This is a genomic window from Sulfitobacter sp. W002 (assembly GCF_025142135.1).
GTDB classification, from domain to species: domain Bacteria; phylum Pseudomonadota; class Alphaproteobacteria; order Rhodobacterales; family Rhodobacteraceae; genus Sulfitobacter; species Sulfitobacter profundi.
Genome location: NZ_CP081126.1, coordinates 2,091,905 through 2,107,814, shown reverse-complemented (window position 1 = coordinate 2,107,814; position 15,910 = coordinate 2,091,905). Strand labels below are relative to the sequence as shown.

The following is a 15,910-nucleotide window of genomic DNA, read 5'->3' as shown; positions in this document are numbered from 1 at the left end:
GGGTTCAACCGCCCGAGGGTAGGTGGCGGGCGATAAGATCGGTAAAGTCTTCGGGAGCTTTTAGTGTGTCGATGTCGGCAGGGGTGATCGTGACGCCCCATTTCGACATCGCCTCATAGCGCGGTTGGCGGTGTGACAGGGCGGCGGCATAGGTCCAGCGGATGAAATCATCGGGGTTCACGGCGTCCTCGGTGATGTTCTTTTCGGCGAGATAGTCGGCCCAAGCGCGGGCGAGGAATTCGGGCTGGTAGGCCATCGGCTTTGGGGCTTTGTCGAAGCGGCGGATGAGTTCTTCGGTATGGGCCTCGTCGCCTTTGATCCAGACCAGCAGGCATTCGTCGGCCAATTGGCGCAGAAGCGGGTCGTTCGAGTCTTCGGGGTTGACCCATTCGCAGATCGACCCGCCGGTGTCGCAGATGAAATGGGGATAGCCATAGAGCTGCTCGGCGCGGATGGCGAAATAGGCGGTGTCTTCCAGCGCGTTGATCTCGGCCCGGCGGAAGGCTTCTTGGCGTTTGGCGTATTCCGCCATCGGCAGGCCGCCGCGCGCGGGATCGCCGGGTTTGCCGAGCCACGTGGCCACGGGCGATAGATTGTCGAAGGTGATGTTGGACCCGATGTAGATGCTGTCGCTGAGCAGCAGATCACGCAGGAACGGCACCTTCATCGCCTCGGCCTTGGCGTTATCGGCGATCAGTTCGCCCAGATAGCGGGTGCCGATGCGGTAGTCGATGGAGTAGTGAAACCAATCCCCGCTGGCGCGCAGCAGGCTGGACAGATGGGTTTTGCCCAGACCCGACATGCCGAAGATCAGAACTTTGCGGCGCGGCGCCGCGCGCCAGTCGTCAGCCGTGGGGTAGAGCATGTATCACCAAGGTTAAGTGCTTCGTTTCCCCTGACTACCCCAGTGTTTAACAAGACGCCAGATGCGGCCATCGAGCACCAAAAGCCCAAGCGCCAGCAGGGCAAAGCCGCTGTAGGCGGCAGGGCGCAGAGTTTCATCGCGCAGCCATGCGCCCAGCAGGATCGCCACGGGAGCGACCAGCAGCGTCACCAGCATAAGGTTGCTGCTGCCCGCCATGGCCAGCACGCGGTAGTAGAGCAGATAGGCCAGCGCCGTGGCAGCCAGCGCGTAATAGGCAATTGCCATGAGCGTGGCCGGGGCAAGGTCGAGCGTCAGCGGCCCTTCGACGGCCCATGCCAGTGGCAGCATGATTAGCGTGGCCCCTGTCAGCATCCCGGCGGCGGCCAGTTGCGGCGGTTGGCCCGGCAGCAGTTTGCGCGCGCAGACACCCGCCATGGCATAGGACATCGCCCCGCCCAGCACGGCAAGCTGCGCAAGGCTGCCGAGATCGAAATTCGTGAGGTTTTCCAATCCTATGGCGGTGCTGACCCCGGCAAAGCCGAGGCAGACGCCAATCGCTTTGCGCGGGGTGATGCGCTCATCCGCCAGAAAGATCGCGGCGGCCAAGACGCCAAAGATCGCCGTGGCGGCGTTGAGGATTGACGTGAGGCCAGAGGGAATATGCAACTGCCCCCATGCCATGAGCGAGAAGGGGATCACATTGTTCAAAAGTCCCATAAGGAGGAAAGCGGCCCAGATGCGCGGGTCGCGTGGCAGCGGCAGGCGCATGAGGATCACCGCGCCCCAAAGCACCAGCATCGCCCAGAACACCCGATGCGCGACCGAGGTCAGCGGTCCGATCTCATCCAGTGCCACCCGCACGGCGACAAAAGACGCGCCCCAGAGGAGGGCAAGAAAGCCCATTTCGATCCAAGCGCGCGGGGGGATGGTTTTTTGTGTGATCATGGGGCGGGTTTAGGCCGTTCCATTGATCGGCACGACCCGAAAGATGCGCATGCATAAAAAAACGCCGCCCGAGGGGATCGGGCGGCGTGATCTCAACGGTTCTGGTGTGGATTAGAAGGTGAAACCCACTTTGACACCAAAGGCCACGGCATCGTTGTCTTCGAATTCCGCTGCCGGGGCAAAGCCCGGAATGGCCGTCTCTGCGTCACCGATGTTGACGTAGCGCACGCCGGTGGTGATTCTCATATTGTCGCGGGTATAGACGGCGGCCAGAGCGAGGCTTTTGTTGCCATCGGTCGGCCCGAGGTTCGAGGCAAAGCCGCCTTCGGACTTCTCATAGCCAACGGAAGCAGAGACCGACCAGTTGTCATTCAGACGACGGCCCACACCCAGCGAGTAGGTGAAAACATCGTTCTCATAGCTCACGAGGGAGGCCCCGCCCGTGGCGCCAGCATAGGCAGCCGGAGAAATATCGAAGGACGACCAATCAACCCAGCGGATGCCACCGAACAGAAGCGTGTCAGCCGCGATGCCGGTCTGGAAGTCGAGGTTCACCGACTGGGGTGTTTCGATTTCGGTCGTGCTCATGACTGCGCCGAACTCGGTGGTGTCAACGTCATGGTCGATGCTGGAATTATAGGTCAGCGCCACCCGCATGGCGATGTCGGGACGTTCGTAGGCGACACCAGCGACATAACCGACGCCCGTGTCGCGATCCCCATCAACCGTATAGCCGCCGACGAAGGGGACAGCCGCTGTGGCTTCGATGGTTTGCACACGCAGACCGCCGTGAACGCTGAAGTTCTCGTTCATCCGGTAGCGCAGCACACCGGTCAGAGCGTGGGCGTCAAGGTCAGCCTGCGCGCCTGCGGCGTAGTAGCCGGTGCCCGTGGGGTAATCGATGTCAGCGCCAAAGGGCTGGTCATAAATGATCGCATAGGACAGCTTGTCGTTGATGTCTGCCTTATAGGCGGCGCCAAACTGCATGTAGCTTTCTGTGGCATTGCCTGAATCGCGGCTGCCGAGGGCCGCAACCGACGTGCCCGAGGTGTCGGGCGAGATATGCCCGAAGCTGAATTCGGCATAGCGCCCGTTTTCAAACAGGGCGTTGATGGATTGGCCCGACCGATCGATACCGCCAGCGTGAACGAGTGCCGTAGATGCCAACAGTGCCGGAATTGCCAAGAAATAGGTTTTCATTTGCTTTCCTCCCAAGACTTCTGTGCGGTTCCTCCCCGGCACAGGTTAGAAACGATCTAAGCGGATAGCTGCCGTTTGCGTCAATCACTGACCTTGGGTCAGGTTGAAATCTGGCCAAACATTACTTGGGGTGTGCTTTGCGGGTCTCAAACCAGATGTTGAGGTAATTGCCCGCAAAAATGATCGCGGCCCCGACGAAGACCCAGACATCGAGCGCTTCGGCATAGAGGAGCATCCCGACGACCGCGATCGCCGGAAGGCGGACGAAATCAATCGGCACCACCACGGTCGCGGGGGCAAGGCTCAGCGCGTTGGTCAGACAGTAATGCGCAAGCAACCCACAGGCGCCGACGAGCAGCAGAAATGGCATCGTCTCAACAGTAGGTCCGGCGATATCGCCGTCGTAGCCCGCCGAGATCAGGCCAAAGATCAATTGCAGCGTTGTGAGGTAGAATAGGATCGTGGTGATCCCTTGGGTCCGCGTCAGCCGCTTGGTCAGCACATTGGTCAGGGCAAAGAAGACCGCACAGCCCGCCGCCGCCAGAATGCCGGTGTTGAGGTTGCCAATATCAGGCCGTGCGACGATCAGAATGCCGATGAACCCCATGACGGCGGCCAGCGCCCGCGTGGCGGTCAACCGTTCGCCCAGCAGAAAGATCGACAGAACGATGACCCAAAGCGGTGAAGTGAACTCTAGCGCGAAGACCTGCGCCAGCGGAATCAGAGATACGGCGAGGAACCATAGGTTCTGCCCGGTGAAATGCGCGAGGTTGCGGATAAGTTGTAGGCCAAAGTTGCGGGTGTTGATCTGCCGCCACGCCCCGGTGGCCCAAGCGAGCGACAGAACGATGATCACGCCGATCACACTGCGGTAGAGCATCACCTCAAAGGTATCGAAACGCGCCGAGAGTTCACGCCCCGCCACAGCCATGGTCGAGAAAGAGCCGATGGAGCCGATCATCCAGAGTGCAGCGCGGACGGTGGGGGTCATGTGGGGTTGGTCAATTGGTCATCGCCCTTGGCCTCGTCGCCGATGATTTGGCGGTCGGTGTTCGGTGTGTCGGTGATCTTGTAGTCGCGTGTGATCCCTGCGGTGAGCCTTGCCCAGTCTGACGCCGCCGTGCGGGTCTGATGCGCCGCAAAGGCTGCGCGGTCGGTGAAAAGTTCCGATACCTGCCACAGTAGGGGATCGTCGGTTGGCGTCACGTCGAACCGCAAGCATCCCGGCTCGGCGCGGGTGAGGCGCAGATGCGCGTCAAGCCCCGCGCGCAGCCGGTCCGCTTGGGTCCGGGTGGCGCAGCGAAGGTGGCCGGTTAGGGCCACTCTCATGTTTATTCCCACTCGATGGTGCCCGGAGGTTTCGAGGTGATGTCATAGGTGACGCGGTTGATGCCCGGTACCTCGTTGATGATCCGTGTGGCGGTTTCGCCAAGGAAATCATGCGAGAAGGGGTAGTAATCCGCCGTCATCCCATCCACCGAGGTCACCGCACGCAGGGCGCAGGCGAAGTCATAGGTGCGGCCATCGCCCATCACGCCTACGGTGCGCACCGGCAAGATCGCCACGAAGGCCTGCCAGATATCGTCATAAAGCCCATGGCGGCGGATCTGATCGATATAGACGGCATCGGCCTCGCGCAGGATGTCGAGCTTCTCGCGGGTGATCTCACCGGGGCAGCGGATCGCAAGGCCCGGCCCGGGGAAGGGGTGGCGGCCAATGAACGACGGCGGCAGCCCGAGTTCACGGCCCAGCTCGCGCACTTCGTCTTTGAACAACTCGCGCAGCGGCTCGACCAGTTTGAGGCCCATCTTTTCGGGCAGGCCACCGACATTGTGGTGGCTCTTGATGGTGACCGAGGGGCCACCGGAGAAACTGACGCTTTCGATGACATCGGGGTAGAGCGTGCCTTGGGCCAAGAAAGTGGCATCGCCCACTTCTTTCGCGTGTTTCTGGAACACGTCGATAAAGAGCTTGCCGATGATCTTGCGCTTGGTCTCGGGGTCAGAGACGCCGTCGAGCTCGCCCAAGAACAACTCCTGCTCGTCAGCGTGGATCAGGGGCATGTTGTAGTGGTCGCGGAACATGGTGACGACCTCTTCGGCCTCACCCTTGCGCAGCAACCCGTGGTCAACGAAGACGCAGGTCAGTTGGTCACCAATGGCTTCGTGGATCAGCACGGCGGCGACGGAGGAGTCCACGCCACCCGACAGACCGCAGATAACCTTCTGGTCGCCGACCTGCTCGCGGATCGCGGCGATGGCTTCCTCACGGTAGGCGCTCATGGTCCAGTCGCCTTTGAACCCTGCCAGACGCACGAAGTTCTCATAAAGGCGCGGGCCGTTGGGCGTGTGGTGCACCTCGGGGTGGAACTGCACCGCGTAGAAGTGACGTTCAACATCCGCAGTAATGGCGAAAGGCGCGTTGGGGGAGGTGCCGTAGACCTCAAACCCCGGAGCGATCTTGCTGACGTGGTCGCCGTGGCTCATCCAGACCTGTTCGCGGTCCGTGGCAAACCAACCCTCCAGCAGATCAAGCTGTTGGCCCGTGGGGGTCACGAAGGCCCGTCCAAATTCGGCGGTGCCGTGACCGCGCTCCACATGGCCGCCAAGGCAATGCATCATGACCTGTTGGCCATAGCAGATGCCAAGGATCGGCACGCCCAGTTCAAACACAGCCTGCGGCGGACGCGGTGCGCCTTCGGCAAACACAGAGGACGGGCCGCCCGACAGGATCACCGCCTTAGGCGCGAATTCCTTGAGGAAGGCTTCGTCCACCGTGTTGAACGGGTGGATTTCGCAAAAGACGTTCAGCTCCCGCAGGCGACGCGCGATAAGCTGCGTGACCTGGCTGCCGAAGTCGATGATGAGAAGGCGGTCATGGGTGATATCTGTCATGGGGCCGTGATTAGGCCCGTGGGCGCGCTCTGGCAAGTCTCTAGCGGGCCGAAGACGCAGCCCTGTCGCGTTTAATTCGCGCAAGTGGCGCGAGGACGGCACGCGATGTCGCTTTTTGCCGCTAGAGGGCGTTATCCGCGCGAAGGGGCACTTGGGAATGGGGTAGGCACAGGCCAAGAGTTGCGGGAAGGATAAAGCAATGGCGGAATCAGCACGACGGGCACGCGGCGGCGGAGGTGCGGCACGGCGCGCGGCACGCACGGCCGTCTCATTCGAGACAGCGCGCTATATCGAGCGGAACATCCCGAACTTCGAAGTGCTGACCGAAGAAGCGCTGGAGATTATCGAGCATAACGCCGACACGGTGCTCGAAGAGATCGGCGTGAACTTCCCCGACAACCCCGATGCGCTGGCACTGTGGCGGGACGCCGGTGCCGATGTGCAGGGCGAACGGGTGCGTATCCCACGGGGGCTGGCGCGCAAGCTGTGCTCTACCGCCCCCTCGACGATCACCCAAGTGGCCCGCAACCGCGAGCGGGATGTGGTGATTGGAGGCAAGAGCCTTGTCCTCGCCCCGGTCTATGGCCCGCCCTTCGTGCGCGATGCCGCAGGGGGGCGCCGCTATGCCACGCTGGCGGATTTCCAGAAGTTCGTAAAGCTGGGCTATATGTCCAAATGGCTGCATCACTCGGGGGGGACGGTATGTGAGCCGACCGACATCCCGGTGAACAAACGCCACCTCGATATGCTGCATGCCCATATGACGCTCAGCGACAAACCCTTCATGGGGTCGGTGACCGAGCCGTCGCGCGCGCAGGACAGTGTGGATATGTGCGGCATCCTTTTTGGTAAGGACTTCGTGCAGGAAAACACGGTGATGACCTCGCTCATCAACATCAACTCGCCGATGACATTCGACGATGTGATGATGGGGGCGCTCAAGGTCTATGCCGAGAACAATCAGGCCTGCATCATTTCGCCGTTTATCGTAGGCGGTGCCATGGCCCCGGTGAGTGTCGCAGGCACGCTGACGCAGGTCTTGGCCGAGACTTTGGCAGGGATCGCCTATAGCCAACTCGTTCGTCCGGGTGCGCCTGTAATCATGGGGGCTTTCGTGACCTCCATCGACATGAACAGCGGTGCGCCCACATTCGGCACGCCTGAGGCTGCGCATATCACCTATGGCGCTGGGCAACTGGCCCGCAGGTTGAACCTGCCTTACCGGAGCGCCGGGTCATTTAACGGCTCGAAACTGCCCGATGCGCAGGCGGCCTATGAGACCTCCAACAGTCTGAACATGGGGCTTCTGGCTGGGGTGAACTTCATGCTGCACGCCTGTGGCTGGCTGGAAGGGGGGCTTGTGTCTTCTTTCGAGAAATTCGTCATGGATGCCGATCAACTGGGCACGCTGCATCACCTCGCCCGCGGGGTGGAGATGGACGAGAACGCGCAGGCCATGGACGCAATCCGCGAAGTCGGGCCGGGGGGGCATTACCTCGGTTGCGCCCATACACAGAACAACTTCCGCGAGGCGTTTTGGAAATCCGACCTGCTGGATTACAAACCTTTCGAGACATGGTCGGATGAGGGGGCGCGCGATACACAGACCCTTGCCACCGCACGGGTCGAAAAGATGCTCGCCGATTATCAGCAACCCGCGCTTGATCCGGCCATTCGCGAGGCGCTTGATGCCTTTGTTGCGACCCGCAAGGCAGCGGAGCCGGATAGCTTTACCTAAAATGGGACTGCGGGGGGCGAACCCCCGCTGCGGCCTTTACGCGCTGGGGCTCTGCGCGGCTCTCAGAAAACGCGCTTCGCCGACCATGGCGATCAGCACATCCACATGCCGGATCAGGCTATAGCTTGCATCTGCCGTCTTGCGCTGGGTGTCCAACTCGGCCTCGATCTCGATCAGTTTGATCAGCGCCGTGCCGTGGCGTGGCAGCATCCCAAAGCCCAATATGCGGGGCAGATGGGTGCCGCGCCGGTAATCCTCGGCTCCGATACGGGCGGCGCGCATCAACAGGCGCGGGCGGTGAAGTCTTTGCAGCATGGTCAGTAGATCTTGCATCACAACTCTCCGGTGAACGGGGGGTGAATCACCCCGAATCATCGAAGCATGGCACAACCTTTCCGGGTGTTGCGCGTCATGGCTTCGCGGCGAACGGCGCATACCGGTGCTGTTTACCTTTTGGAAACAATCATTGCCAAATGCGACGATTTTAACCAACGGGTAACCAAAACATCCATAGGTTGTGAATAGCTCTGGGGATAACTCTCCGGCTTGGGGACCCGCCAAAATGGAAGTGGCAGTCAATTGAAGGCGCATCACCAAATCCAACAGACCGTCCTGCCGGGATGGGTGCCGCACGGAGCCCTGCATTACCTCGCACATACGGAGACCGGCGCACCGATCCGGGCCTTGGCACGCCAAGCTGGCTGCCATGCCTCGACCATCATGCGCCAAATCCGCCGTATCGAGACAAGGCGCGACGATCCGCTGGTGGATGCCGCCCTGCGCAGGCTCGGGGCGGTGCGGCGCGCTTTGGATTGTACTGCTGGCCCCCCAGCAGGAAAGACAGTGACAATGACCAAACCCGCCACCCCCCTTCTTGACGAAGACACTTTCGCCGCCGAGGCGCTGCGCGTCCTTCGGCGCCTGCATGAGACGGGCGCGATCCTCGCCGTGGCCGAGGGCATGGAGAAGGCCGTCGTCCTGCGCGAGACGGACACCGGCCCCGGCGCACGCACCGCAGTGGTAGACAGCGCCGTGGCGCAGGCGATGGCCCTGAAAGATTGGATCGCCCCCGGCAGCACAGGCCGGGTAACGCGCTACCACATCACCAGCGCCGGGCGGGCTGCGCTGCGGCGGATGATAGAAGACCAAGGCGCGGGCGCCCATGGCTTTGCCGAAGATCAAACTGCGTTTCTGGGCATGGCCAGCGGCCCCGAGGCAGAAGAGGGCGCGGATGCCGATGCGGCCCCGCGCCGAGGCCGCTATTGCCTGTCGGAAAGCCCACTCTCTGCGCTTGCTCGGCGGCGCGACAAATCCGGTGCGCCCTTTCTGAACGAGGGGCTGGTCCATGCCGGTGAAAGGCTGCGTGAGGATTTCGAACTGGCCCAGATGGGCGGTGAGGTGACCCAAAATTGGGATCATTTCCTGACGCCGGGCGCAAAAACCAGCGGGCGGCGTGAGGGCTCGGGCAGCATGGCCGCGGCAGAGGCGCGCAAGCGGGTGGCAGATGCCATGGCCGACCTCGGCCCCGGCCTGTCGGATGTGGTGCTGCGCTGTTGCTGCTATCTGGAAGGGCTAGAGACCACTGAAAAGCGGCTGGGGTGGTCGGCGCGGTCAGGCAAGATCGTGCTGCGGATCGCGCTGATGCGGCTGAAACGGCATTACGACGAAACCGTAGGCCCGGGCGGCCCGATGATTGGATAAAGAAAGGGCGGCAGGGTGATGATCCTGCCGCCCCGGTTGTTTTAGTCTGCGACCTTCGTCGGCGTCTCATCGGTCACCGAAATCGCCACTTCGTCTTTCTCGCAGGCGGCACGCACACCGGCGGCATAGTCGGGGTGCACTTTCTCAAGCACCGCATACCAGCGTTCTTTTACCGGCTGCGAACAAGGTGCCATGGCGCCGGCCATGTTCTCATGCAGACGGTCACGCTGCGCCTGATCGAACACCTCGGTGTAGAGCTTGCGCGGCTGGACGTAATCGGCGTCCGTCTCCTCTTGGACATAGCGATCCGCATCGCCCGAGATGCGCAGCGGCGGTTCCTGAACCGACGGGTCAGGGCGGGCCGATTCTTCGTATTGGTTCGGCTCGTAATAGGCATCCGGGTGGCCGGTCTGCTGCGGGAAGAACCGCATGGAGCCGTCCTTGTGGTAGTGGTGCATCGGCGCGGCCTTGGGCGCGTTGGCGGGCAGGGCCTCGTAATGCGTGCCAAGACGGTAGCGGTGCGCATCTGCATAGGAAAAGACCCGCGCTTGCAACATCTTATCGGGCGAGAAACCGATGCCCGGCACCTTGTTCGAGGGCGAATAGGCGGCGTTCTCGATGCTTTGGAAGTAGTTGTCTGGGTTGCGGTTGAACTCCAGCATACCAACCGGGATCAGCGGGTAATCCGCATGCGGCCAGACTTTGGTCAGATCAAAGGGGTTAAAGCCGCAGGTCTCGGCCTCTGCCTCGGGCATGACTTGGATGTTCAGCTCCCATTTCGGGAATTCGCCGCCTTCGATCGCGTTGAAGAGATCCTCTTGGAAGTTCTCGCGGGTCGAGCCGATCAGCTTTTCCGCGTCCTCATTGGTGCGGTTGCGGATTTCCTGCTGGCAGCGGAAGTGGAACTTCACCCAGTGCCGCTCGCCCTTGGCGTTCCACATCGAATAGGTGTGGCTGCCGTAGCCGTGCATGTGCATAGGGTTCACCGGAATGCCGCGGTCCGACATCAGGATGGTGACCTGGTGCACCGATTCAGGCTGTGCCGCCCAGAAATCGAACATCGCCTCGGGCGAGCGGAGGTTGGTGCGCGGATGGCGCTTTTGGGTGCGGATGAAGTCCGGGAATTTATAGGCATCGCGCACAAAGAAGATCGGGGTGTTGTTGCCCACGACGTCCCAGTTGCCTTCTTCGGTGTAGAATTTCACCGAGAAGCCGCGCACGTCACGCTCACTGTCGGCCGCGCCCAATTCGCCCGCCACGGTGGACCAACGCGACAGGATTTCGCAAGTCTTGCCCACCTGAGAGAAGATCGCCGCACAGCTGTATTCGCTGATGTCATGCGTCACGGTAAAGGTGCCTTCGGCGCCCCAGCCCTTGGCGTGCACAGCACGCTCGGGGATACGCTCGCGGTTCTGATGGGCCAGTTTTTCGATCAGTTGATAGTCATCCAACAGCACCGGGCCGCGGCTGCCGGCGGTTTTGCTGGTTTCATTGGTCGGCATCGGCGCGCCGGCGGTGGTGGTGAGACGCTTGCTCATCTTGGGTTCCCCTTGGTTATTGTCTGAGGGGAAGATGATCCATTTCGACCATAATTTCCAATTGCAGTTTTTTAAAATTTAGATAGGTAAAAGTTATGAACTTTACTCTAAAGCAACTTGAATACTTCTGCGCGCTGGCGACTTTGGGCAACTTCGGCCGGGCGGCGGAGGCCAGCAATATTTCTCAGCCTGCGCTTTCCGTGCAAATCCGCACCTTGGAGGAGTCGCTGGGCGGGCGGTTGATCGAACGGCAGAGCCGCGCCTCGGTCCTGACGCCCTTGGGCCGCGAGGTGCTGACTCGCGCCGAGGATATTCTGCGCCGCGCAAAATTGTTGGAGGCCACCGCGCGCGAGCAGGTTGGGCTGGCGGGCACGTTGAACCTTGGGCTGATCCCGACCGTGGCGCCCTATCTTTTGCCCGGTGTGCTGGCCGCGCTGCGCGCGCAGGATATTTCCTTGCGGGTTGAGGTGCGCGAGGCGCAGACCGATCAGCTGTTGGCCGATTTGCGGGCCGGGGCGCTGGACGCGGCGGTGATGGCGGTGCCGACAGGCGAAACCGGTCTGGCCGAAATGCCCCTGTTCGAAGATCGCTTTTTGCTGGCGGGCTCTGTCGACCGGATGGCGGGGGCGGCGGTTGTCCGTCCGACCGATCTGGCCCGCACGCCGCTGATGCTGCTGGAAGACGGTCACTGCCTGACCGATCAAGCGCTAGAGGTTTGTCAGCGGGACCGGACGCAGGCGGGCATCCACACGGGCGCTTCGTCTCTCGCGACCCTATCGCGGCTGGTGGAGGCGGGGTTTGGCATGACCTTGATGCCCGAGATCGCCGCCAAAACCGAGCTTGATGCCGCGCCGGGCCTACGGTTGCACCGTTTCGGCACGCCGGAGCCTGCGCGGCAAATCGGGCTCGTGCGCCGAGCGGGCACGCCGGGCAGCGGTTGGGCGGCGCAATTGGCCCAGACGCTGAAAGATGTGGGGGAAGGGCTGACCGGGCAGCTACGCGCGACATACTAGGCGCGGGCGGGGCAGCGGGGTCAAAGGGACCGGGCCAAATGGCCCGATCCGGTCACTCAAAGGGCGCTTAGGCCGCTTCGGTCTGCTTCTGGTTTTCGAGGTATTCCAGCAGGGTCTCGGGGCTGGAAACACCGTAGGGGTCATCGCCGTGGTTGTCGCTGATGCCGGGCTCTTCGAACCATGCTTCGATCTGGCCGTCGTTGACGATCGCCGCATAGCGCCAGCTGCGCGCACCAAAGCCGAGGTTGTCTTTGGCAACCAACATGCCCATGCGGCGGGTGAATTCACCCGACCCATCAGGGATCACGTCGATGTTCTGGACGCCCTGCATCTCTTTCCATTTGTTCATGACAAAGCTGTCGTTGACCGACAGGCAGTAGATGCCGTCGATGCCATGCTCTTGGAACGCGGCGAAGTTGTTCTCAAAGCCGGGCAGCTGGTAGGTGCTGCATGTTGGCGTGAAGGCACCGGGGAGGGAGAACAGGACAACGCGCTTGCCCTTGAAGAAATCTTCGCTGGTTTTGTCTTCCCAGCGGAAGGGGTTGTTGCCTTCGACGCTTTCGTCGCGCACGCGCGTTTTGAAGGTGACGTTGGGAACTTGAATACCGGGTTTCATCGCGTCTCTCTTTCTCGGATTGGAATCTTTGTCGGTTCGTAGCCCATATAGGCAGCCTGATCAACTCTCGCAATGCTGCAACTGCATTGTAATTTTCCGGTGAAAAAACAAGGCGCTAAATCAATGGTAAGGGGTGATGCCGCTGATGCATGGCAGCCTTGTCTTGGGGGCGCATGCTGTAGGTGGTCATCCGGTCACGCACTATGATAAACAGGCAGCGACACAATGATCAGAGGCCCCCGATGCGCGATCTGAAGATTCCCGAACAGCGCCACCCCGAAAAGGCGCGCAAGCCCGACAACGCCCAGCCGAAAAAGCCAAGCTGGATCAGGGTTAAAGCGCCCGGCGGCAAGGGCTATGCCGAGACCGCGCGCATCATGCGCGACAACAAGCTGACCACGGTCTGCGAAGAGGCGGGTTGCCCCAATGTGGGCGAATGCTGGTCTCAGGGGCACGCCACCATGATGATCATGGGCGAGGTCTGCACCCGCGCCTGTACCTTCTGCAACATCGCTACGGGTAAGCCACCAGAGGATCTGGATGTGTTCGAGCCGGGCCGTGTGGCCGATGCGGTCGCCAAACTGGGGCTGAACCACGTCGTTATTACGTCGGTCGACCGCGACGACATCGAAGATGGCGGGGCCGAGCACTTTGCCCAGACCATCCGCGCCGTGCGCCACCGCAGCCCCGACACGACGATCGAAATTCTAACACCGGATTTCATCCGCTGTGGTCCCGAAGCCCTTGAAAAGGTTGTCGAAGCGCGGCCGGATGTGTTTAACCACAACCTTGAAACCGTACCGGGCCTCTACCCCGAAGTGCGCCCCGGCGCACGCTACTTCCACTCCCTCCGCCTGCTTCAGCGGGTAAAGGAGCTGGACCCTTCGATGTTCACCAAATCGGGCATCATGGTGGGCTTGGGCGAAGACCGCCAAGCGGTCATTCAGGTGATGGAAGACATGCGCGCCGCCGACATCGATTTCCTGACCATTGGCCAGTACCTACAGCCGACGCCGAAACACCACGCGCTGGACCGTTTTGTCACGCCGGAGGAATTCACCTCCTACGAAAAGGCGGCCTACGGCAAGGGCTTCCTCATGGTTTCCGCCACGCCGCTGACCCGGTCGAGCTATCATGCGGGCGACGATTTCGCGCGTCTGCGCGAGGCGCGGAACCGCAAGCTGGGTATCGCGTAATCCCAAGAAGACGCGCCCGGCGTTAACCGCCGGGCAGGGCTTTGAGGTAGGCCGCAATCGCTTCGCGGTCGCTTTCGGGGAGTTGGGCAAGGTTGCTGACCACCTCGGCCATCTCTCCGCCCGCGCTATCCCATTCCGGCGTGAAGCCGGAGGTGAAATATTCCACCAGATCGGCCTTGGACCACTCAAGATGTGCAGGCGTGATACCAGGGATGCGCCCTCTGCCCGAAGGGTTCGGCGCGCCGGTCAGCCAAGCGTCCTGCTCCAACCCGCCCAAGGCATTGCGCGGCGTGTGGCATTCGCCGCAATGGGCCAGCCCTTCGACAAGGTAGCGCCCACGTTCGACCTGTGCGTCTGACGCATCGGCCAGCACGAAATCTTCGTTAAAGAACATAACTTTCCACGCGCCAAGCCCCCGACGGATGTTGAAGGGAAAACCCACCTCATGCGGCAGGCTTGGGACATCTGCGGCGGGCAGGGTTTGCATATAGGCAAACAGGTTCACCACGTCCTGCGGGGCGAGATGCTGGTAGGCGGAATAGGGGAAGGCGGGATAGTAGTGTTGGCCTTCGGGCGAGACGCCGCGCGTCACGGCGCGAGCGAACTCTGGCAAGGTCCAATCGCCGATGCCATGGTCTGAATCGGGCGAAATATTGGGCGCGTGGAAGGTGCCGAAATCGCTGGGGAAGGGCAGGCCACCGGCCAGAACCAGCATCTCCTCCCCCTCACTCTCGGGGGCGGCATGGCAGGAAACGCAGCCCCCGGCAGCAAAGACCAGTGCCCCCGCTTCCGGGTCAGGCGTCAGACCTGCGCCATAAGACGGCTCAAGCGGATCGGGCCGGGTTGCGACCCAACCAAGGGCCGCGCCGAGAACGGCACAGCCCAGCAGTACAGGGACAATAGGGCGCAAGGATCAGTTCTTGGGACCGCGGTAATCGTCATGGCAAGCGCCGCAAGCCTTGCCGATTGCGCCCATGCCCGCCCTCAGCGCGTCCAGATCGGTGCCCGCGGCCTCGATCATATCCGCGCTGGCGGTTTCCAGCGCCATGAGCGCTTCGTTGAACCCTTCGGCATCGCTCCAGATTTCGGCCTTGGCGCGGGAACCTTCTACAGCGCCTTGCTCGGTCCCTTCAAGCCAGAGGGTGCCCGGCGCGAAACCGGCAGCGGCGTTCAGATTGGTCGCGGCAGCGGTGGCCATCTCGGCGTTATACTCTGTCTCGCCCTTGGCCATGCCGCCCAGAATGCCAGTATGATAGGCAATCAACTGCATCTGCGCATGGCGCGCGTTCACCGCCGCACTGGCGGCTTTCTCACTATGGCTGGCGGCGAAGCCTGCGGTGGCAATCAAGGCGGCGCTGATACCAATGGCGGTAATGCTTTTGGTCAAATGCATGGTCATCTCCCTTTTCTTGCCGCAGCGTAACATGGCAGGGGCAGGTCGCAAAAAACAAAAATGTGATCAGCGGGATAAGACTGCGGGCAGGGTCAGAACCGGCGGGGGATACGTTCGGCCGTGGCCCAGTCAGGCCAATAGCCCAGCCATTCGACAAGCCCCACGGCAAGGGCGGCGGCGATGATCGCGAGGACCAAGATCACGCGTTTGCCCGAAGGTGGATTGCGCGCCCATTGGGACATGCGCAGCAGCCACCGCGGGTCCATCACGTAAAGCGGACTTTCCCGATGAAGGGCAGGTTGCGGTCGCGTTGGGCAAAGTCGATGCCATAGCCGACAACGAATTCATCGGGAATTTCAAAGCCGGTCCAATCCGCCTTGAGGTCGACCTCACGCCGGGTGGGTTTGTCGAGCAGGGCGATGGATTTCAACCGCGCAGGCTCACGCGAGCGCAGCAGGTTGGTGACGTGGTGCAGCGTGTGGCCAGTGTCGACGATATCTTCAACGACCAACACGTCGCGCCCTTCGATGGCACCGCGCAAGTCTTTGAGGATACGCACCTCTCGGCTGCTCTCCATGCCGTCGCCATAGCTGGAGGCTTCGAGGAAATCGACTTCGATCGGCAGGTCCAACTCACGCACCAGATCGGCGATAAAGACGAAAGAACCGCGCAGCAGGCCGACCACGACCAATTTGTCGGTGCCGTCAAATTCACCGTGAATCTCACGGCAGAGATCTTCGATCCGCGCCGCGATGGCCTTGGCCGAGATCATTTCGTCGATGACATAAGGCCCGTGTGCCATGGTTTTGCC

At 61.7% G+C, this 15,910-nt stretch carries 17 protein-coding genes; 4 read left to right on the top strand and 13 right to left on the bottom strand.

Annotated elements, in window-relative coordinates:
- Positions 1–4 precede the first annotated feature (4 nt).
- From K3758_RS10370 to guaA, 6 genes are all read right to left on the bottom strand, one after another.
- Positions 5–865 carry an ATPase gene (locus K3758_RS10370; protein WP_259944513.1) on the bottom strand — a complete coding sequence of 287 codons (861 nt, stop codon included), beginning with the start codon at positions 863–865 and terminating at the stop codon, positions 5–7.
- Positions 866–877: 12 nt separating this feature from the next.
- The gene (locus tag K3758_RS10365) at positions 878–1,810 is read right to left on the bottom strand and encodes a DMT family transporter (protein WP_259944512.1); all 933 of its coding nucleotides are present in this window, start codon (positions 1,808–1,810) and stop codon (positions 878–880) included.
- A gap of 111 nt (positions 1,811–1,921) precedes the next feature.
- Positions 1,922–3,010, bottom strand: coding sequence for an OmpP1/FadL family transporter (locus K3758_RS10360; protein WP_259944511.1), 1,089 nt, complete (start codon positions 3,008–3,010; stop codon positions 1,922–1,924).
- A 121-nt stretch (positions 3,011–3,131) separates the two neighbouring features.
- A complete protein-coding gene (locus K3758_RS10355; RefSeq protein ID WP_132443305.1) occupies positions 3,132–4,001 on the bottom strand; it encodes a DMT family transporter in 870 nt (289 codons plus the stop codon).
- Positions 3,998–4,339, bottom strand: coding sequence for a putative quinol monooxygenase (locus tag K3758_RS10350; RefSeq protein WP_311201510.1), 342 nt, complete (start codon positions 4,337–4,339; stop codon positions 3,998–4,000). The genes K3758_RS10355 and K3758_RS10350 overlap by 4 nt, the downstream gene beginning before the upstream one ends.
- A 2-nt stretch (positions 4,340–4,341) precedes the next feature.
- Positions 4,342–5,904, bottom strand: a complete 1,563-nt coding sequence (gene guaA / locus K3758_RS10345; protein ID WP_067266859.1) for a glutamine-hydrolyzing GMP synthase — start codon at positions 5,902–5,904, stop codon at positions 4,342–4,344.
- A gap of 199 nt (positions 5,905–6,103) precedes the next feature.
- On the opposite strand from guaA, the gene K3758_RS10340 reads away from it, so the two are divergent.
- Positions 6,104–7,642 carry a trimethylamine methyltransferase family protein gene (locus tag K3758_RS10340; RefSeq protein ID WP_132443306.1) on the top strand — a complete coding sequence of 513 codons (1,539 nt, stop codon included), beginning with the start codon at positions 6,104–6,106 and terminating at the stop codon, positions 7,640–7,642.
- A gap of 36 nt (positions 7,643–7,678) precedes the next feature.
- Here the strand turns inward: K3758_RS10340 and K3758_RS10335 are convergent, their stop codons facing one another.
- A complete protein-coding gene (locus K3758_RS10335; protein ID WP_120351185.1) occupies positions 7,679–7,975 on the bottom strand; it encodes a DUF6477 family protein in 297 nt (98 codons plus the stop codon).
- 279 nt (positions 7,976–8,254) lie between these two features.
- Here K3758_RS10335 and K3758_RS10330 point away from each other — a divergent pair, with 279 nt between their 5' ends.
- Complete coding sequence (locus K3758_RS10330; protein ID WP_259950059.1) at positions 8,255–9,343, top strand: DUF6456 domain-containing protein; 1,089 nt, start codon at positions 8,255–8,257, stop codon at positions 9,341–9,343.
- A gap of 41 nt (positions 9,344–9,384) precedes the next feature.
- Here the strand turns inward: K3758_RS10330 and K3758_RS10325 are convergent, their stop codons facing one another.
- Positions 9,385–10,881 (bottom strand): catalase, encoded by a 1,497-nt coding sequence (locus K3758_RS10325; protein WP_259944508.1) that lies wholly within the window; start codon positions 10,879–10,881, stop codon positions 9,385–9,387.
- Positions 10,882–10,976: 95 nt separating this feature from the next.
- Between K3758_RS10325 and K3758_RS10320 the strand changes: the two genes are divergently transcribed.
- Positions 10,977–11,894, top strand: coding sequence for a hydrogen peroxide-inducible genes activator (locus tag K3758_RS10320; protein ID WP_259944507.1), 918 nt, complete (start codon positions 10,977–10,979; stop codon positions 11,892–11,894).
- Between the two features lie 67 nt (positions 11,895–11,961).
- On the opposite strand, the gene K3758_RS10315 is transcribed toward K3758_RS10320, so the two are convergent.
- Positions 11,962–12,510, bottom strand: coding sequence for a peroxiredoxin (locus K3758_RS10315; protein WP_259944506.1), 549 nt, complete (start codon positions 12,508–12,510; stop codon positions 11,962–11,964).
- A gap of 242 nt (positions 12,511–12,752) precedes the next feature.
- Between K3758_RS10315 and lipA the strand changes: the two genes are divergently transcribed.
- Complete coding sequence (gene lipA, locus K3758_RS10310) at positions 12,753–13,706, top strand: lipoyl synthase (protein ID WP_259944504.1); 954 nt, start codon at positions 12,753–12,755, stop codon at positions 13,704–13,706.
- A 22-nt stretch (positions 13,707–13,728) separates the two neighbouring features.
- Here lipA and K3758_RS10305 read toward each other — a convergent pair whose 3' ends face one another.
- From K3758_RS10305 to hpt, 4 genes are all read right to left on the bottom strand, one after another.
- On the bottom strand, positions 13,729–14,616 hold the full coding sequence (locus tag K3758_RS10305) for a cytochrome c (RefSeq protein ID WP_259944502.1): 888 nt from the start codon (positions 14,614–14,616) through the stop codon (positions 13,729–13,731).
- 3 nt (positions 14,617–14,619) lie between these two features.
- Positions 14,620–15,099 (bottom strand): cytochrome c, encoded by a 480-nt coding sequence (locus tag K3758_RS10300; protein WP_082852041.1) that lies wholly within the window; start codon positions 15,097–15,099, stop codon positions 14,620–14,622.
- 92 nt (positions 15,100–15,191) lie between these two features.
- Positions 15,192–15,368 (bottom strand): hypothetical protein, encoded by a 177-nt coding sequence (locus K3758_RS10295; protein WP_259950144.1) that lies wholly within the window; start codon positions 15,366–15,368, stop codon positions 15,192–15,194.
- Positions 15,365–15,901, bottom strand: coding sequence for a hypoxanthine phosphoribosyltransferase (gene hpt / locus K3758_RS10290; protein WP_259944499.1), 537 nt, complete (start codon positions 15,899–15,901; stop codon positions 15,365–15,367). The genes K3758_RS10295 and hpt overlap by 4 nt, the downstream gene beginning before the upstream one ends.
- Between the last annotated feature and the right edge of the window lie 9 nt (positions 15,902–15,910).

What these genes read in the sequence shown, in the direction of transcription:
- hpt (WP_259944499.1), bottom strand. Translation starts at nt 15,901, where the DNA reads ATGGCACACGGGCCTTATGTCATCGACGAAATGATCTCGGCCAAGGCC.
- lipA (WP_259944504.1), top strand. Translation starts at nt 12,753, where the DNA reads ATGCGCGATCTGAAGATTCCCGAACAGCGCCACCCCGAAAAGGCGCGC.
- K3758_RS10315 (WP_259944506.1), bottom strand. Translation starts at nt 12,510, where the DNA reads ATGAAACCCGGTATTCAAGTTCCCAACGTCACCTTCAAAACGCGCGTG.
- K3758_RS10335 (WP_120351185.1), bottom strand. Translation starts at nt 7,975, where the DNA reads ATGCAAGATCTACTGACCATGCTGCAAAGACTTCACCGCCCGCGCCTG.
- K3758_RS10340 (WP_132443306.1), top strand. Translation starts at nt 6,104, where the DNA reads ATGGCGGAATCAGCACGACGGGCACGCGGCGGCGGAGGTGCGGCACGG.
- K3758_RS10370 (WP_259944513.1), bottom strand. Translation starts at nt 865, where the DNA reads ATGCTCTACCCCACGGCTGACGACTGGCGCGCGGCGCCGCGCCGCAAA.
- K3758_RS10350 (WP_311201510.1), bottom strand. Translation starts at nt 4,339, where the DNA reads ATGAGAGTGGCCCTAACCGGCCACCTTCGCTGCGCCACCCGGACCCAA.
- K3758_RS10360 (WP_259944511.1), bottom strand. Translation starts at nt 3,010, where the DNA reads ATGAAAACCTATTTCTTGGCAATTCCGGCACTGTTGGCATCTACGGCA.
- K3758_RS10300 (WP_082852041.1), bottom strand. Translation starts at nt 15,099, where the DNA reads ATGCATTTGACCAAAAGCATTACCGCCATTGGTATCAGCGCCGCCTTG.
- K3758_RS10365 (WP_259944512.1), bottom strand. Translation starts at nt 1,810, where the DNA reads ATGATCACACAAAAAACCATCCCCCCGCGCGCTTGGATCGAAATGGGC.
- K3758_RS10320 (WP_259944507.1), top strand. Translation starts at nt 10,977, where the DNA reads ATGAACTTTACTCTAAAGCAACTTGAATACTTCTGCGCGCTGGCGACT.
- guaA (WP_067266859.1), bottom strand. Translation starts at nt 5,904, where the DNA reads ATGACAGATATCACCCATGACCGCCTTCTCATCATCGACTTCGGCAGC.
- K3758_RS10325 (WP_259944508.1), bottom strand. Translation starts at nt 10,881, where the DNA reads ATGAGCAAGCGTCTCACCACCACCGCCGGCGCGCCGATGCCGACCAAT.
- K3758_RS10355 (WP_132443305.1), bottom strand. Translation starts at nt 4,001, where the DNA reads ATGACCCCCACCGTCCGCGCTGCACTCTGGATGATCGGCTCCATCGGC.